Source organism: Streptomyces malaysiensis subsp. samsunensis (assembly GCF_024519315.1).
Lineage (GTDB): Bacteria > Actinomycetota > Actinomycetes > Streptomycetales > Streptomycetaceae > Streptomyces > Streptomyces malaysiensis.
The window spans coordinates 24672-41771 of the sequence record NZ_JANIIC010000033.1; the positions used below are offsets into that span (position 1 = coordinate 24672).

A 17100-nucleotide genomic window follows, 5' to 3' on the forward strand; every position below is an offset into this window, starting at 1 on the left:
CTCAGACCCCGCTCAGCTCCGCATGGCGCGCCGCCAGCCGCCGCGCGCCGTCCTCGGTCAGCGAGCCGTGCAGCCGTAGCCGGGCCACGCCCCCGTCCGGGTGGATGTCGATGCGGACGTGGGTCACCGGTGGGGCCGCGTCGAGGAGGAAGCGGTGGACCGTGTCGGGCTGGAGGCGGGTGCGGGGCAGGAGTTCGGTCCAGGCCGGTGCCGTGGGGTCGGCCGGGTCCGCGCCGGACGTCGCGTCGAGGCCGTACAGCGTCGCCCACCCCGGCGCGTTGCCCTTGTAGCAGCCGGTGTCGATCTCCACGGCGCGGACGGCCCCCTGGGCGGCGAGGCGGTAGCGGACCCAGTCGTGGCCCGTGTCGCGGCGGCGGCGGGTCTCCCAGCCCTCGTCCATCCTGCGGGAGCGGCCCGGCCGGATGGAGTTGGCGGGCGGGGAGTAGAAGCGGTCGGAGGCGTCCTCGGCCGTGCCGCCGTGCTCCAGGGCGACCAGGTCGAAGGTGCCGAGGGCGGTGAGCCACGCCGGGTCGGGGGCGACCTCGCCGTGGACGCGGAGGCGGGCGATGCCGCCGTCGGGGTGCTGCTTAAGGCGGAGGTGGGTGAAGCGGCGGCGGACGGGGACGGGGAAGCCGTTGGCCGCGTGGCCGCCGATCGGGGTACGGGGGACGAGTTCGGTCCAGGCGGTGTCGTCGGCGAGGAGTTCCTCGGGGGACGGGGCGCCGTCCACCGCCGTCGCCTCGACGCTCACCGCCCGCGGGTGGTTGCCGCGGAAGTGCGCGGTGTCCACGACGATGCCGTGGATCACCCCGGGCGTACCGAGGCGGATCAGGGCCCAGTCGTGGTCGTCCTCGGCCGGATGCGGGTGATCGGCCGAGGCGCCGCGCCGCCGCCGGGTCTCCCAGCCGTCCATGACCTTGCCCTTGTGGCCGAAGAGCTCGGGGTCGAAGCGCGGGGTTTCGGGCTTCAGCAGATTCTCGCGCTCGGCGAAGAACTCGTCGTTGGCCGCGATCACGCCGCCGCCGAGCCGCCGGTCGGCCAGGTCCACGAGGTGGGTGAAGGGGAGGTCGGCGGTCCGGTAGTCGGCGTACGGGTCGCCACCGCCGTACGGGGCGGCGTCGCCGGTGAAGCGGGGGATCGGCGCGGTCATGGGCGGGCCTGCCTTTCCATGAGTCGGCCGGTGGGTTCGGTCGGCGCGCCATGGTCGGCGATCTTCCGGCCGCGCAGCCAGGTGGACCGTACGACGCCGTGCAGCGTCCTGCCCGCGTAGGCGGTGACCTGGTTGCGGTGATGGAGGGCGGCGGGGTCGACGGTGAAGGTCTCGTCGGGGGCGAGGACCGCGAAGTCGGCGTCGCGCCCGGCCTCGATGGCGCCCTTACGGTCGAGACCGACGGGCGCGGCGGGGCCGGTGGACATCCAGCGGGCCACGTCGTGCGGGGTGTGGCCGCGCCGCCGGGCCGCCGTCCAGACGGCGGGGAGCCCGAGCTGGAGCGAGGAGATGCCGCCCCAGGCCCGCCCGAAGTCGCCGACCTTGAGGTCGGCCGTACAGGGCGAGTGGTCGGAGACGACGCAGTCGATCTCCCCGGCCGCCAGGCCCGCCCACAGCGCGTCCTGGTCGGCGGCCTCCCTGATGGGCGGACAGCATGTGAACTCCGTGGCGCCGTCGGGCACTTCCTCGGCGGTGAGGGTCAGGAAGTGCGGGCAGGTCTCCACGGTGATCCGGACGCCCTCGCGGCGGGCTTCGGCGATCAGCGGCAGGGCGTCGGCGGACGACAGGTGCAGCACGTGGACGCGGGCGTCGAGCGCGGGGGCGAGTGCGATGAGGCGCGCGATGGCCTCGTGCTCGGCGGCGCGCGGGCGTGAGGCGAGGAAGTCGGCGTAGCGGGGGCCGGTGGGCGGTGGCGCGCCGTCGATGAGGCGGGGGTCCTCGGCGTGGACGATGAGCAGCCCGCCGAAGCCCGCGATCTCACGGAGGGCGGTCTCGAGCCGGTCGGGTGCGAGTGGCGGAAATTCGTCCACGCCGGAGGGCGGCAGAAACGCCTTGAAGCCGAGGACGCCCGCGTTGTGCAGGGAGCGCAGGGCCGGGACGTTTCCGGGCACCGCGCCGCCCCGGAAGCCGATGTCGACATGGGCCGAGCGCCGGGCGACCGCCCGTTTGGCCTCCAGGGCGGCGACGGTCGTGGTGGGCGGAATGCTGTTGAGCGGCATGTCGACCAGGGTGGTGACGCCGCAGGCCGCGGCGGCTCGGCTGGCGGAGGCGAACCCCTCCCATGCGGTGCGGCCGGGGTCGTTGACATGGACGTGGGTGTCGACGAGGCCGGGGAGGAGGACGTCGTCGCCGAGGTCCTCGACCCGCGCGCCGTCACCCGCCGTGACCGGCGCGGACCGCGAGCGCAAGCCCGCTGTGGGCGTCGCCCGGGACCGGTAGGCTGCCCGTGGCCGGTCGGCAGCGGATCGTCACCGTGTGCGGGCCGGTGCCGACCGCTGGGAAAGGAACACCGACGTGCCGTCCGCCGAGTCCAAGACCGCCGCCACCACCGCCGGATCCGGTGGCGTCCAGTCCCTGGAGCGCGCCTTCGATCTGCTGGAGCGGATGGCCGACGCCGGGGGCGAGGTCGGGCTGAGCGAGCTCTCCACCAGCAGCGGGCTGCCGCTGCCCACCATTCACCGGCTGATGCGCACCCTGGTGGCCTGCGGCTACGTCCGCCAGCAGCCCAACCGCCGCTATGCCCTCGGGCCCCGGCTGATCCGGCTCGGCGAGAGCTCGTCCCGGCTGCTGGGCACCTGGGCGCGGCCGTATCTGGCGCGGCTGGTGGAGGAGACCGGCGAGACGGCGAACATGGCGCTGCTGGACGGCGACGAGGTGGTGTACGTCGCGCAGGTGCCCTCGCGCCACTCGATGCGGATGTTCACCGAGGTCGGGCGGCGGGTGCTGCCCCACACCACGGGCGTCGGCAAGGCGCTGCTGGCGGACACGCCCCCCGAGGAGGTGCGCGCCCTGCTGGCCCGCACCGGTATGCCCGCGGCGACCGAGAAGACGATCACCTCGCCGGAGGTGTTCCTCGACGCGCTGCGGCAGGTACGCGAACAGGGCTACGCGGTGGACGACAACGAGCAGGAGATGGGCGTGCGCTGCCTCGCGGTCCCGGTGCCCGACTCCCCCGCACCGGCGGCCATCTCCATCTCGGGCCCGGCGGGCCGGGTGACGGACGAGGCCACGCAGGAGATCGTGCCGATCCTCCAGGAGGTCGCGGCCGAGCTGTCCGGAGCGCTGGCCGCCTGACGGCGGAGGGGACCGCTGAACCGCTCGGCTCGATGAGGCGCGGCCCTCGCGGCGGGCCCGGGGCCGAATGCCCGACCGGAACCACCGCCGGGCAGCCCGACGTCACGTTCGACGCACGCGGCCCATGGCGCGAGCGCGGGCGACCCGCGGGAACGCCACAGGCTCGGGCCGGGCCGACCGCGGGCGTGCGCGGGACTGCCCGGCCTGCCCGGTCAGTCTCTTCCTCTGCCCGCTTGCGGAACGTTTCCGAACTGGTCGATCGCCGCGCGGACGCTCGTCAGGGCGGGGCCCAGGGCGCTGACCGAGCCCAGGGCGCCCGCGATGAGGAGCAGTGAGCGGCGCAGTCGGTGCAGCTCGGGGGCGCCGGTGCGGGCCATGGCGTCGAGCGAGGCGAGCTCGTCGTCCGCGATCGCCCGGTCCGGTAATTCCGCCGGGTGGGCGGCGAGATCGCGCCTGAGCCGGGCCACGGCACGGCGCAGCTCGCCCGTCCTCGGATCGTCATCGGTGCCCGCCACTCGCCTGGCTTCCACGACTGCGGCGCCCTCCACTGACAAGGCTCCGGGTTCGCCCCGGAGCCTCGCGCCATCGTTGGCCAACACTGCCCTTCTCCCCCTCGCGCCATCTCGCACGACCCTGCCCCCTCTCCCGCATGGCCGCCCCAACCCTCCACCTCACGTGGATTCGGACACAAGGGGCCGCGGATCAGTTAACGCCACTCAGTGCACGACGCGCTATACGGAGAGCGAAAATCAGACCGGCTGGGATGAAGCCCCCGCTCGGCCCTCGGGTGCGGTATGCAGGGGCCATGGATCGCACTTCGGAGGAGTCCGCGCAGGTCGCCGGGATCGTACTGGCGGCGGGGGGCGGACGGCGGCTGGGCGGGCGGCCCAAGGCACTTTTGACGCATCGGGGGCGGCCGCTGGTGGAACACGCGGCGCACGCGCTGCTGGCGGGCGGCTGCGCGCCGGTGCACATCGTGCTGGGCGCCGGGGCGGAGACCGTACGGGAGCGGGCAAGGCTGCCCGGGTGCGTGCTGGTGGACAACCCCGACTGGGCGGAGGGCATGGGCTCCTCGCTGCGGGCCGGGCTCGGCTCACTGGCCGGTACGGGCGCGGGGGCGGCGCTGGTCGCGCTGGTGGACCAGCCGGGGATCGGCGCCGAGGCCGTGGCGCGGGTCGTGGCCGCGTACCGCTCGCCGTCGACCCTGGCGGCCGCCGCGTACGACGGGGAGCGGGGGCATCCGGTGCTGTTCGGCGCGGACCGGTGGGGAGACATCACGGCGAGTGCGGTGGGCGACCGGGGGGCACGCGCCTATCTGCGGGCGCACCAGTCCGCGATCACGCTCGTCGACTGCTCGGATATCGCCCGTCCGGACGACATCGACACCCCCGAGGACTTGACGCTGTTGGAGTGAGGGTCACCGGCGGACGAGGCGGATCAGCACGAGGCGGTTCAACAGAAGATTGAACTTCCACTATGGGAAACTTACTATCCACAACACAGAAGCATCGCGAGCGTCCAACCGAGACTCGCCTAAGGAGTGAGCGCCCATGTCCGCATCAGCGCCGTCCCCGCTGACCATCGTCGACGCCGAGCCGCTGGAGCGTCAGGGAGAGGTGCTGACCGAGGCGGCCCTGGCTTTCCTGGCCGAGCTGCACCACCGCTTCACCCCGCGCCGGGACGAGCTGCTCGCGCGCCGCGCGGAGCGCCGTGCCGAGATCGCCCGCACCAGCAGCCTGGACTTCCTCCCGGAGACCGCCCACATCCGCGACGACCCCGACTGGCGCGTCGCGCCCGCACCGCCCGCCCTCGAGGACCGCCGGGTGGAGATCACCGGTCCCACCGACCGCAAGATGACCCTCAACGCCCTCAACTCGGGCGCCAAGGTCTGGCTCGCCGACTTCGAGGACGCCTCCGCCCCCACCTGGGCGAATGTGATCGGCGGCCAGCTGAATCTGATCGACGCCTATGAGCGCCGGATCGACTTCACCTCCCCCGAGGGCAAGAGCTACACACTGCTGCCCGACGACCTGCTGGCCACCGTCGTGACCCGGCCGCGCGGCTGGCACCTCGACGAGCGCCATCTGCGGGCCGCCGACGGCAGCCCCGTCCCCGGCGCCCTCGTCGACTTCGGGCTGTACTTCTTCCACAACGCCCGCCGTCTGCTCGCCAAGGGCAAGGGGCCGTACTTCTATCTCCCCAAGACCGAGTCGTATCTCGAGGCCCGCCTGTGGAACGACGTCTTCGTCTTCGCACAGGACCACCTCTCCCTTCCGCAAGGGACGATCCGCGCCACCGTTCTGATCGAGACGATCACGGCGGCGTACGAGATGGACGAGATCCTCTACGAGCTCCGCGACCACGCCTCCGGGCTCAACGCGGGCCGCTGGGACTATCTCTTCTCCATCGTCAAGAACTTCCGCGACGGCGGCCCCGGTTTCGTCCTCCCGGACCGCAACGCGGTCACCATGACCGCCCCGTTCATGCGCGCCTACACCGAACTGCTCGTCCGCACCTGCCACAAGCGCGGCGCGCACGCGATCGGCGGCATGGCGGCCTTCATCCCCTCGCGCCGCGACCCCGAGGTCAACGCCGTGGCGTTCGACAAGGTCAAGGCCGACAAGGACCGTGAGGCGAACGACGGCTTCGACGGCTCGTGGGTCGCCCATCCGGATCTGGTCCCGGTCGCCCGCGCCTCCTTCGACGCGGTCCTCGGCGACCGGCCGCACCAGAAGGACCGGCTGCGCGAGGACGTCCGGGTCACCGCGGCCCAGCTGATCGACATCGCCTCGCTCGACGCCAGGCCCACGCACAACGGCCTGCGCAACGCCGTACAGGTCGGCATCCGCTATATCGAGGCGTGGCTGGGCGGCCTCGGCGCCGTCGCGATCTTCAACCTGATGGAGGACGCGGCCACCGCCGAGATCTCCCGCTCCCAGATCTGGCAGTGGGTCAACGCGGGGATCGTCTTCGAGAACGGCGAGAAGGCGACGGCCGATCTCGTCCGTGAGGTCGCCGCCGAGGAGCTGGCGGCGATCCGCGAGGAGGTCGGCGAGGACGCCTTCGCGGCGGGCAGGTGGAGCCAGGCGCACGATCTGCTGCTGAGGGTCGCGCTGGACGAGAACTACACCGAGTTCCTGACGCTGCCCGCGTACGAGCTGCTGGACTGAGCCGCCGTCCCCGTACGCGCGTCCCGTACGCGGAAGGGCCCGGACCGTGGGGGCGTACGGTCCGGGCCCTGATCGTCACGGGGTGTGGAGCCGGGAGCGCGGCGCGCTCCGCTGCGGTCAGTCGCCTTCCGCGATACGGGCCAGGCGGCGCGCCTCGGCGCGCGCCTCCCGTGCGATCTCGTCCTCGTCCACGGTGAGCAGCCGGCCCGACTCCACCACCGGGGCGCCGTTCACCAGCGACAAGGTCACCGGGGCGGGGGCGCCGAGGACGAGGGCCGCGACCGGGTCGGCGATCGACGAGTGGCCGAGGCCGTCCAGCTTCCACAGCACCAGGTCGGCCAGTTTGCCCGGCTCCAGCGAGCCGATCTGGTCCTGGCGGCCGAGCACCCGGGCACCGCCGTAGGTGCCCAGGCGCAGCGCCTGACGGACGGTCAGCGCCTTCTCGCGGTGGCTGCCGAGCCGGTTGACCAGCAGCGCGTTGCGCAGTTCGGTGTGGAGTTCACCGGATTCGTTGGAGGCGGTGCCGTCCACGCCCAGGCCCACCGGTACGCCCGCGGCGAGCAGATCGGGGACGCGGGCGATCCCGGCGGCGAGCCGGGCGTTGGACGAGGGGCAGTGGGCCACCCCGGTGCCGGTACGGCCGAACGCCTCGATATCGGTGTCGCTCATATGGACGCAGTGGGCCATCCACACGTCCTCGCCCAGCCAGCCGGTGGACTCGAAGTAGTCGGTCGGCCCCATCCCGAACCGCTCATGGCAGAACTTCTCCTCCTCCACCGTCTCCGAGCCGTGGGTGTGCAGCCGTACGCCCCTGCGGCGGGCCAGCGCGGCGGACTCGCGGAGCAGTTCGGTGGAGACGGAGAAGGGCGAGCAGGGCGCGACCGCGATCCGCAGCATGGCGTCGAACCCCGGGTCGTGGTGGGTGTCGATCGCCTTCTCGGTGGCGGCCAGCGCCTCCTCGGTGGACTCCACGGCGAAGTCCGGCGGCAGTCCGCCGTCGGAGGCGCCGAGGTCCATGGAGCCGCGGGCGGCGGTGAACCGCACCCCCAGTTCGCGCGCCGCCCGGATCTCGGCGCCCAGCAGATCGCCGCTTTCACGCGGAAAGACGTAGTGGTGGTCCATGGCGGTGGTGACCCCGCCGCGCACCATCATGGCGAGCGAGCCGCGGGCCGCCGCGTGGACCATCGGCTCGTCGATCCGCGCCCAGACGGGGTAGAGCGCCACCAGCCAGTCGAAGAGGTTGCTGTCCTGGGCGAGGCCGCGGGTGAGCCACTGGTAGAAGTGGTGATGGGTGTTGACCAGGCCCGGGGTCACCAGATGCCCCGTACCGTCCACCCGGCGGACGACGCCCGCCGGCCCCTCCGGCGCGCGCCCCTCGCCCACCGACTCGATGCGGTTGCCCGCGACGACGACATGGCCGGACGCGTACTCGGTGTCCTGGGCGTCCACGGTGGCGACGGCGCAGTTCTCGATGACGATGCGGTTCACGGAGCGTGGCCTTCCGTCGGGTCGGTGTCGGGGGTCGCGGTCGGTGGGTGGGAATCCGGTCGGTCGGCGGGGATCGCGGTCGGTCGGCGGGGGTCTGTCAGTCGGTGGGGATCCGGGGCTCGACGCCGTCGCGCAGCACGGTGGCCTCGATGAGCCCGTACGGCCGGTCGGCGGCGAAGTAGACCTCGTTGTCGTTGGTGAGGCCGAAGGGTTCGAGATCGACCAGGAAGTGGTGGTTGTTGGGCAGCGAGAGCCGTATCTCGTCGATCTCGGGCCAGCGCTCGATCACCCGCGCGCCCATCTGGTAGAGCGTCTGCTGGAGCGAGAGGGAGTAGGTCTCGGCGAACGCGCTCAGCAGATGGCCGCGCGCCTCGCCATAGCCGTGGTCCCAGTCCGGCATCGGCCGGGTGTCATCGCTCCAGCCGTAGCGCCAGCGGGCGTGCACATCGGTGGCGAGGATGCGGTCGTGGGCCTCCTGGAGCGTGGTGTACCTGTCCTTGACATAGCCCCAGAACTCGGAGTCCGTGGTGTTCAGGACGGTGAGGCCGGTGAGCCCGGAGATCACCTCCCAGCACTCGCCGTCATAGCCGATCTGGGCGGTGCGGACCTCCTGGCCGCGCCGGACGAAGGAGTGCTGGGCGCTCCCGGCGGTCTCGATCCGCTCCCAGGCGTATTCCTCGACGCGGACGCGGGCGCGGTGGATGGACTCCTGGCCGGTGACGAAGTGGCGGGCCAGCCGGATGCCGAACTCCTCGGCCGTGTCGATGCCGTGCTCCTTGGCGAAGGCGTACACGGTGTTCTTGGTGGTGTCGGTCGTCAGGACATTGGCGTTGCTGCCGGAGAGGTGGACCGCGTCCATCTCCCCGGACAGGGCCACCGAGACGCTGAGGTCCTTGATGTGGTGCACGGCGCCGTCGCGCACCACCCGGACGACGCGGGTTTCGGCTTTGCCGTACTGGTTCTGGCCGAGCGTGGGCATCGGTGCTAGCTCCCTCGGTAGACGGAGTAGCCGAACGGGGTGAGCAGCAGCGGTACGTGGTAGTGCTCACCCGGCTCGACGGCGAAGGCGACCGCGACCTCCGGGAAGAAGGCGTGGGTCAGATACGGCCCGGTCTCGAAGCGCAGCCGTGCGTGGGTGGTGCCCTCGGGGAGGGCGGGCAGATCCGTGCAGCGCCCGTCGGCGTCGGTGAGGGAGTCGGCGTGCGCCGTCCACTCCGCACCGGGCCCCGAGCGGACGGCCAGCTCGACGACCACCCCCACGGCGGGGCGGCCGATGCTGGTGTCCAGGATGTGGGTGGACACGGATGTGGCGCCGCTCGCCATCGCCGCTCTCCTTCCGCCGGGGCCCGCGGGGCCTGAAAGGGTTTCCACCAGCCGGGTCAGCCGGATGCGATTGATCTTTCCCAGTTCGGTGCGGACGATCTCGCGCTCGGTGTCGGCGTCATGGTGGATCCGCTCGCGCAGCGCGGCCAGCATCTCCTCGCCGGTGCGGCCGGTGGCGCAGATCAGGAAGACATGGCCATGGCGCTCCTGGTAGGCGAGGTTCAGCTCCAGCAGCTCCGCGCGCTCCGCGTCCCGCACGCCGTTCTGCTCCCGTGCCGAGGCGGCGTCGCCCGGCGCCGGCCGTCCTATGGGCGGATGCGCGGCCATCGCCTCGGCCAGGTCGGCGGCGGTGAGCCCGGTCATGGCCGCGTCGGAGGCGTCGAGCAGCTCCCCGACCGTCGCGTACGGCCGCCCGCCCGCCAGGGCGGCGCCCCAGGTCCGGCTGGCGCACACCGTACGCAGCGTCGCGGCGGCGTCCGGGTCGTCCACCGCGTTGAACCGGGCCAGCCCCGGCGGAGCACTGGAAGTCACTCTCGCAAGCTAGGAGGCTCCCTCGCCGGGCGTCAACGCTTTGTTGAAAAATCGGCGTAACGGGAGCCCCGCCGGTCGCTCCGTAGCGGGGGTACGCAGTAGGGGGTACGCGAGGGGCGCGTACCGGCTCAGGTCACTCCCCGCTCTTCTCGCGGTTGAGGTAGTTGTAGACGGTGAAGCGGCTCACCCCGAGGGCCCCGGCGACCGTTTCCACGCCGTGGCGCACGGAGAAGGCGCCGCGCTGTTCGAGATGGCGGACGACGGACTGCTTGGTCTTGCGGTCGAGGGCCGACAGCGGCACACCGTGGCGGCGCTGGAGGTCGGCGAGGATGCGGTCGAGCGAGTCCGAGAGATGCGGCAGCCTTACGGCCACCACCGGGCGGCCCTCCCAGGAGAGCACCACATCGTCCCCCCGGGCCCGGTCCGGGGCGATCAGCTCGCCGCCCATGGCGTCCACGAGCGGTTTCACCGCGGCGGCGAAGGGGTGGTCGGCCGGTACGCTCACGCCTCGGCCTCCCCGATGACATTGACCTGGAGCGAGATCCGGGTGGCACCGGCTTCGAGGGAACTGCGCAGAAGCCGGTCCACGGCCTCCAGCACCGCCTCCGCCCCGCCCTCGGCGGTGTTGCCGAAGGGGCCGACGTCGACGGTGTCCAGCGCGGCGGCCTGAACGGTCTCGCGGGCCGCCACCGCGTGCGGCGGCACCTCGTCGAGGTCGAACGGTTCGGTGGTGAACTCAACCCTCAATCTCACGCCGCCAACCTACTGCGTCACGCCGTAACACGGCGCCCCCACTACGGGGGACCGAACGCCCAAGTCCCTCCCGGCGGCGGCCCGCTTCGGGGAGCATGGACGGATACCCCGTCCGCCCTTCCTCCTCGGAGCGCCCGATGACAGACAACGTGCCGGTGCGTTGTCCCGCGTGCCGTCGCGAGCAGTCGTTCACACCGCCCACCTTCCCCTGTGCGTGCGGTGCGCCGGTCACCCTGCCCGTCCTCCGCGACGGCACCCCGGAGGAGCTCGGCCACCGTACCTGGGAGAACCTCTGGGTGGCGGTGAACTGCCCGTCCTGCGGCCGCCAGGGCCATTGGCCGCGGCCGGAGCTGGGCTGCGACTGCGGCGCGGTGGTCCGCGTGCCCGTGGCCGTCGCGCCGCCCCTGGCCGGCCTGGGTGCGGCGGCCGGACTCGGCGGCGCGGTGGTGCGGCGCCCGGCGTTCCGGCCGGTGACGATCCGTACGGCGCGGGACGCGGTCACCGCCGCCGCGCAGTATCTGAAGTGGCTCGGCTTCCACAGTCTGCGGCCCTCGGACGACCGGGCCGCCTCCGGGGTGGACCTCTACGGGACGGGCGTGGTCGCCCAGGTCGATCCGACCACCCGCCCCACCGAACTGCGGGACATCGAGTGCCTGTGGCTGAACGGGCTCCAGAAGTCGGCCATGAGCGTCTTCTTCTCGCGCGCGGGCTACGCGCGGGAGGCGCGGGCGCGCGCCGACGCGCTGCACCTGCCGCTGTTCATCATGGATCTGACCGGCACCCCGCAGCCCGTCAACGACCCGGCGGACGTGCTGATCCGGATGGGGCCGCCGGACGGCTGACCCCGTCGGCACTTGTGCTCATGACCGGGGAACGCTTCCGCTGAGGGGCCGTTGAGGGGCCGCTGAGGGGCCGCCCTCCACCGTTCACCCGTCCCATCCGCTCGACCGGCCGGAGGCCGCACGATGGCTGTTCCGTGGTACCCGAGGTCATGGGCCGCGCCCATCGCCGCACTGACCCTCCTTCTGGTGACCGGCTGCGCAGGCGGCGACGAGCCGCCGCCCACGGCGGAGAGCTCCTCGGCCGCACCCGGGCCCCCGTCCGGCACACCCGCCCCGCCCACGAGCGCCACCGGCGGCGACGGCACCGGAGGCGACGGTGGAAAGAGCGTGGAGGAGGACATCGACGCGGCGGTCTCCGTCACCAACACCTACTGGCGGACCCATTGGCCGCAGCTGTTCACCGGCGGCTACAACCCGCCCCGGCTCCTGGGGGCCTACGACGGCGACACCCCCGGCACCCCGGTGTGCGGCAGCGAGCCCCTCCCCGACGACAACGCCGTCTACTGCCCGGACGGCGACTACATAGCGTGGGACATGGATCTGATGCGCTGGGGCCATGCGCGGGGCGACGCCTGGGTCTATCTGGTGATCGCCCATGAGTGGGGCCACGCCGTCCAGAACCGTCTGGACGCGGGCCTGGTCGACCTGGCCCGTGAGCTCCAGGCCGACTGCCTGGCCGGGGCGGTCCTCTTCGGCGCCGCGCAGGACGGGACGCTCACCTTCGAGGAGGGCGACACCGAGGAGCTGGCGGACGCCCTGACCGCACTCGCCGACAGGACCCCGTGGACCGATATCGCCGACCACGGCGACGCCTCCCAGCGAGTCTCCTACTTCAGCCGTGGCGCGCGCTCGGGGGTGAAGTCCTGCCTGCCGAACGTCATCCAGTGACGGGCAGCGGCGTGGGGGCGGCCGGTGACAGGGTCCGGTGACGGGCAGGGAATGACAGCGGCCCGGTGACGGGCGGCGTTTCCCGGGCGCGGGTGACGGGCGGCGGTTCCCGGCGCGGGGTTGTGGGCCCCTGCTGTGACAGAGGGGCCCGCATCTCATCAGTGGTGCGCGGCCTGGGGTTCGGCCCGCTCGACCGGCGTTTCCGATCTGGCCGGATCGGCCCCGGACCGGGTTTCGGGCAGCAGCTCCCGGGCGGCCGCCTCGCGCAGCTCGACCTTGCGGACCTTGCCGCTGACCGTCATCGGGAAGGCGTCCATGAGCCGCAGATAGCGGGGGACCTTGTAGTGGGCGAGGCGTCCCCGGCAGAAGCGGGAGAGCTCATCGCGGGTGAGGGTCCTGGCGCCCTCGCGCAGGATCACGCAGGCCAGGATCTCCTCGCCGTACTTCTCGTCCGGTACGCCGACCACCTGCACATCCGCGATCTTGGGGTGGGTGTGCAGGAACTCCTCGATCTCCCGCGGATAGACGTTCTCCCCACCACGGACGATCATGTCCTTGATCCGGCCGACGATCTGGACGTATCCCTCTCCGTCCATCACCGCGAGGTCGCCGGTGTGCATCCAGCGCGCCGAGTCGATCGCCTCGTCGGTCCGCTCGGGCTCCTGCCAGTAGCCGAGCATCACCGAGTAGCCGCGGGTGCACAGCTCACCGCGGGTGCCGCGGGGCACGGTCGCCCCGGTCGCCGGGTCGACGATCTTGACCTCGACATGCGGCATCACCTGGCCGACGGTCGAGGTACGGCGTACGAGCTCGTCATCGGGCCTGGTCTGGGTGGAGACCGGTGAGGTCTCGGTCATGCCGTAGCAGATGGACACCTCCTCCATGTGCATCTCGGCGACCACCCGCCGCATCACCTCCACCGGGCAGGGCGATCCGGCCATGATCCCGGTGCGCAGCGAGCTGAGGTCGAAGGTGGCGAAGTCCGGCAGGGCCAGCTCGGCGATGAACATGGTGGGGACGCCGTACAGCGCGGTGCAGCGCTCCCGTTCGACGGCGGCCAGGGTGGCGACGGGGTCGAAGCCGGGGGCGGGGATGACCACGCAGGCGCCGTGGGTGGCGGCCGCGAGGTTGCCCATCACCATGCCGAAGCAGTGGTAGAAGGGCACCGGCACACAGATCCGGTCCGCGGAGGTGTAGCGGACGGTCTCCCCCACGAAGAAGCCGTTGTTGAGGATGTTGTGGTGGGAGAGGGTGGCGCCCTTGGGGAAGCCGGTGGTACCGGAGGTGTACTGGATGTTGACCGCGTCGTCGCAGCCGATCCGGGCCTCCCGCTCGGCCAGCCGCCCGGGGGCCACATCGGCTCCGGCGCGCACCAGACCGTCCCAGGTCCGGTCGCCGATGTAGATGACATCGCGCAGCGCGGGGCAGGCCGACCGCACCTGCTCGACCATCCGGCGGTAGTCGCTGGTCTTGTGCGCGGTGGAGGAGACCAGGACCGAGATTCCGGCCTGCTGGAGTACGTACCGCAGCTCATGGACGCGGTACGCGGGGTTGATATTGACCATGATGGCGCCGATGCGGGCGGTGGCGTACTGCAACAGCACCCATTCGGGGCAGTTGATGGCCCAGATACCGACCCGGTCGCCCTTGGCGACCCCCTTGGCCATCAGCCCGAGCGCGACCTCCTCGACCGACCGGCCGAACTCGGCGTAGGTCCATCGTCGGCCGGAGGGGATGTCGACGAGCGCCTCGCGCTCGCCGTACAGCTCGACGGCGCGGCCCAGGGCGGTGCCGATGGTCTCGCCGAGCAGCGGGAGGTCACTGGGTCCGCTGGCGTAGGAGAGCCCGGCTGAGCTCGGTGGGTCGGAGGTCAGGTCGGTCATGGGAGCTCCTTGTGTTCACGTTCACGTACGCCTTCACGTTCGTGAGGGTGGGTCATCATATGAGCGTCAGTCATCAGATCTCCTCATGAAACTCGATACCGCCCCCCTGTGCCGTGCGTTCACGCAGCTCGATCCGGCGAATCTTCCCGGAAACCGTCTTGGGGAGGTCGGCGAACTCCAATCGGCGGATCCGCTTGTACGGCGCGAGCACCGCGCGGGAGTGCGCGAACAGCGTCTTCGCGGTGTCCGGGCCGGGCTCCCAGCCCTCCGCGAGCACGATGTACGCCTTCGGCACGGCGAGCCGCACCGGATCGGGGGCCGGGACGACGGCGGCCTCCGCGACCGCCTCGTGCTCCAGCAGCGCGCTCTCCAGCTCGAACGGTGAGATCTTGTAGTCGGACGCCTTGAAGACGTCGTCGGCGCGGCCGATGTAGGTGATGTAGCCGTCGGCGTCGCGCGAACCGATGTCCCCGGTGCGGTAGTAGCCGCCCGCGGTGGCCTCGGCGGTGCGCTCCTCATCGCCCTCGTAGCCGGTCATCAGGCCGACGGGGCGGCCCTCGGGGCCGGTGAGGTCCAGGCAGATCTCGCCCTCGTCGCCGGGCCGGCCGGTGACCGGATCGAGCAGGGCGACCCGGAACCCGGGGGTCGGCCGCCCCATCGAACCGGGCTTGAGCGGCTGTCCGGGGCTGTTGGCCACCTGAACGGCGGTCTCGGTCTGGCCGAAACCATCCCGGATGGTCACCCCCCAGGCGCGCCGCACATGCTCGATGACCTCGGGGTTGAGCGGCTCGCCCGCGGCGACGGCCTCACGGGGCGGGGTGCGCAGCAAGGTGAGATCGGCCTGGATGAGCATCCGCCAGACGGTGGGCGGGGCACAGAAGGTGGTGATGCCGCAGCGGTCCATCTCGGCCATCAGACGGGTGGCGTCGAAGCGCGTGTAGTTGTGGACGAAGACGGTGGCCTCGGCGTTCCAGGGGGCGAAGAGATTCGACCAGGCGTGCTTGGCCCATCCGGGGGAGGAGATGTTGAGGTGGACGTCGCCCGGCCGGACCCCGATCCAGTACATCGTCGACAGATGTCCGATCGGGTACGAGATGTGAGTGTGCTCGACCAGCTTGGGGCGGGCGGTGGTGCCGGAGGTGAAGTACAGCATCAGGGGGTCGGTGGCGAGGGTGGGGCCACCGGGGACGAAGGGGTCGTCGGTGCCGGTGGCATCCGCTGTGATGGCCGCCGGGCCGTTCGCGGTGATGTCCGCCGGGACGGCCGAGGTTCCGGCGTCCTCGTAGGCGAGCCAGCCCGCGGACGCGCCGCCGACCGCGATCCGGGTGTAGTCGCCCGCCACGCCCGCGAACTTGCCGGTGTCCCCGGCCCGGACGATCACATGACCCGCCCGACCGCGCTCGATGCGGTCGGCGAGGTCGAGCGGGCCGAGCAGCGGCGTGGCGGGGATGACCACGGCGCGCAGCTTCATCGCGGCCAGCGCGGTCTCCCACAGCTCGACCTGGTTGCCGAGCATGACCACGATGCGGTCACCGGCCCGGACGCCCCGGTCGCGCAGCCAGTTCGCGGCCCGGTTGGAGCGGCGGCGCAGCGCCTCGAACGTCAGGCGGATCTCGCTCCCGTCCTCCTCGACGATGTGCAGTGCGGCGCGGTCGCCGCTCCGCGCGGCGATCCCGTCGAACCAGTCCAGGGCCCAGTTGAACCGCTCCGGGCGTGGCCAGCCGAACCCCTCGTACGCCGCCGTGTAGTCCTCGCGGTGGCCGAGCAGGAAGTCCCGTGCCGCGCGGAAGTCGTGGGACGGATTCATTGCTGTCACTTGTCCTCCTGAATGGCGTACCGCTCGCTAGCATCGTGCGACGGGTGATCTGAGTCTCACTACCCCCGGACGGGGGTGGCGCTGGATGCGGGAGGTGGCCGTGGCGGGATCGGACGGGGCCGTCGACGTACGGAGCACACTTCAGCGGATGCGCCGACGCGGTGGGCTGCCCGTCGCGTTCGGCGGACTGTCCTCCGGCTCGCGGCAGTTCCGGATCTCGGAACTCACCGGCACCACGACCAACTCCCTACGGGACCTGGCCGTCACACCCGGCAACGGCCTGGGCGGCAAGGTCCTCACCATGTCCCGGCCGATCTCAGTGGCGGACTACCCCACCTCGCGGGCGATCAGCCATGAGTACGACGCGGCGGTGGGTGCGGAAGGGCTGCGCTCGATGCTCGCGGTGCCGGTGGTGGTGCGCGGGCAGGTGCGCGGAGTGCTGTACGGCGCGCTGCGCCAGCCGCTGTTGCTCGGCGACCGCGCGCTGAGCGCGGCCGTGGAGGCGGCCCGCGAGCTGGAGCGGGCGCTGGAGCGCGAACTGGCGCAGGAGCTGGCGGCGCGGGACGAGGCGCGGCGGCTGCTGGCGGAGGCGCGGCAGCGGCGGCAGCGGGCGCGGTGGGCGCCGACGGCGGAATCGGTGGAGCCGTTGGCGTCGTTGGCGTCGGTGGAATCGCTGGAGTCGGTGGCGTGGACCGATCCGGCGGTGTGGGAGGAGGTGCGCGAGGCCCATGGCGATCTGCGGGCCCTGGCGCACCGGGTGCCCGACCCCCAGCTGCGGGCGGAGATTCTCACCGCCTGCGGGCGGCTGGCCAGGGCCACCTCGGGGCGCGGCCGGGAGCGGGGCCGACCGCACGGGGTGGATCTGTCGCCGCGCGAGGTGGATGTGCTGGCGTGTGTGGCGTCGGGGGCGACGAATTCGGCGGCGGCGGAGCGGTTGGGGCTGCGGCCGGAGACGGTCAAGAGCTATTTGCGGTCCTCCATGCGGAAGTTGGGGGCCCATACGCGTCTCCACGCCGTGGTCGAGGCCCGCCGGGCGGGGCTGCTGCCTTAGCGCGCGTTCTCGGGTCGGTCGGGTGCGGCGCCGTTTCGCGCCTTCGGCGCATTTGAGCAGCGGGGCAGGGGG

At 72.2% G+C, this 17100-nt stretch carries 16 protein-coding genes; 6 read left to right on the plus strand and 10 right to left on the minus strand.

Annotated features, from left to right (window positions below):
* Position 1: 1 nt before the first annotated feature.
* Entirely contained in the window at positions 2–1150 is a 1149-nt protein-coding gene (gene alc, locus NQU54_RS26155; RefSeq protein ID WP_257633255.1) for an allantoicase, read from the minus strand.
* Positions 1147–2397, minus strand: a complete 1251-nt coding sequence (gene allB, locus NQU54_RS26160) for an allantoinase AllB (RefSeq protein ID WP_257633256.1) — start codon at positions 2395–2397, stop codon at positions 1147–1149. The genes alc and allB overlap by 4 nt, the downstream gene beginning before the upstream one ends.
* Positions 2398–2503: 106 nt before the next feature.
* Between allB and NQU54_RS26165 the strand changes: the two genes are divergently transcribed.
* Positions 2504–3283 (plus strand): IclR family transcriptional regulator, encoded by a 780-nt coding sequence (locus NQU54_RS26165; RefSeq protein WP_257633257.1) that lies wholly within the window; start codon positions 2504–2506, stop codon positions 3281–3283.
* Between the two features lie 212 nt (positions 3284–3495).
* On the opposite strand, the gene NQU54_RS26170 is transcribed toward NQU54_RS26165, so the two are convergent.
* Positions 3496–3813 carry a DUF5955 family protein gene (locus tag NQU54_RS26170; RefSeq protein WP_257633258.1) on the minus strand — a complete coding sequence of 106 codons (318 nt, stop codon included), beginning with the start codon at positions 3811–3813 and terminating at the stop codon, positions 3496–3498.
* A 275-nt stretch (positions 3814–4088) separates the two neighbouring features.
* Between NQU54_RS26170 and NQU54_RS26175 the strand changes: the two genes are divergently transcribed.
* Complete coding sequence (locus NQU54_RS26175; protein WP_257633259.1) at positions 4089–4697, plus strand: nucleotidyltransferase family protein; 609 nt, start codon at positions 4089–4091, stop codon at positions 4695–4697.
* Positions 4698–4833: 136 nt separating this feature from the next.
* Complete coding sequence (gene aceB / locus NQU54_RS26180; protein WP_257633260.1) at positions 4834–6453, plus strand: malate synthase A; 1620 nt, start codon at positions 4834–4836, stop codon at positions 6451–6453.
* A 117-nt stretch (positions 6454–6570) separates the two neighbouring features.
* Here aceB and NQU54_RS26185 read toward each other — a convergent pair whose 3' ends face one another.
* From NQU54_RS26185 to NQU54_RS26205, 5 genes are all read right to left on the minus strand, one after another.
* The gene (locus NQU54_RS26185; RefSeq protein WP_257633261.1) at positions 6571–7941 is read right to left on the minus strand and encodes an 8-oxoguanine deaminase; all 1371 of its coding nucleotides are present in this window, start codon (positions 7939–7941) and stop codon (positions 6571–6573) included.
* 97 nt (positions 7942–8038) lie between these two features.
* A complete protein-coding gene (pucL, locus tag NQU54_RS26190; RefSeq protein ID WP_257633262.1) occupies positions 8039–8920 on the minus strand; it encodes a factor-independent urate hydroxylase in 882 nt (293 codons plus the stop codon).
* A 5-nt stretch (positions 8921–8925) separates the two neighbouring features.
* Positions 8926–9795, minus strand: a complete 870-nt coding sequence (uraD, locus tag NQU54_RS26195; protein ID WP_257633263.1) for a 2-oxo-4-hydroxy-4-carboxy-5-ureidoimidazoline decarboxylase — start codon at positions 9793–9795, stop codon at positions 8926–8928.
* A gap of 133 nt (positions 9796–9928) precedes the next feature.
* Positions 9929–10300 (minus strand): helix-turn-helix domain-containing protein, encoded by a 372-nt coding sequence (locus NQU54_RS26200; protein ID WP_257633264.1) that lies wholly within the window; start codon positions 10298–10300, stop codon positions 9929–9931.
* The gene (locus NQU54_RS26205) at positions 10297–10548 is read right to left on the minus strand and encodes a hypothetical protein (RefSeq protein WP_069867096.1); all 252 of its coding nucleotides are present in this window, start codon (positions 10546–10548) and stop codon (positions 10297–10299) included. Before NQU54_RS26205 ends, NQU54_RS26200 begins: the two co-directional genes overlap by 4 nt.
* A 137-nt stretch (positions 10549–10685) precedes the next feature.
* Between NQU54_RS26205 and NQU54_RS26210 the strand changes: the two genes are divergently transcribed.
* Both NQU54_RS26210 and NQU54_RS26215 read left to right on the plus strand, forming a co-directional pair.
* Positions 10686–11390 carry a hypothetical protein gene (locus NQU54_RS26210; RefSeq protein ID WP_257633265.1) on the plus strand — a complete coding sequence of 235 codons (705 nt, stop codon included), beginning with the start codon at positions 10686–10688 and terminating at the stop codon, positions 11388–11390.
* Between the two features lie 123 nt (positions 11391–11513).
* Positions 11514–12278: a neutral zinc metallopeptidase gene (locus NQU54_RS26215; RefSeq protein WP_257633266.1), complete on the plus strand. Its 765-nt coding sequence runs from the start codon at positions 11514–11516 to the stop codon at positions 12276–12278.
* 158 nt (positions 12279–12436) lie between these two features.
* On the opposite strand, the gene NQU54_RS26220 is transcribed toward NQU54_RS26215, so the two are convergent.
* Together NQU54_RS26220 and NQU54_RS26225 are read right to left on the minus strand one after the other, a co-directional pair.
* Positions 12437–14161, minus strand: a complete 1725-nt coding sequence (locus NQU54_RS26220; protein WP_257633267.1) for an AMP-binding protein — start codon at positions 14159–14161, stop codon at positions 12437–12439.
* Between the two features lie 73 nt (positions 14162–14234).
* Positions 14235–15968, minus strand: a complete 1734-nt coding sequence (locus NQU54_RS26225; RefSeq protein WP_257633308.1) for an AMP-binding protein — start codon at positions 15966–15968, stop codon at positions 14235–14237.
* Positions 15969–16077: 109 nt separating this feature from the next.
* On the opposite strand from NQU54_RS26225, the gene NQU54_RS26230 reads away from it, so the two are divergent.
* The gene (locus NQU54_RS26230) at positions 16078–17028 is read left to right on the plus strand and encodes a helix-turn-helix transcriptional regulator (protein WP_372506033.1); all 951 of its coding nucleotides are present in this window, start codon (positions 16078–16080) and stop codon (positions 17026–17028) included.
* The last annotated feature ends 72 nt before the right edge of the window (positions 17029–17100 follow it).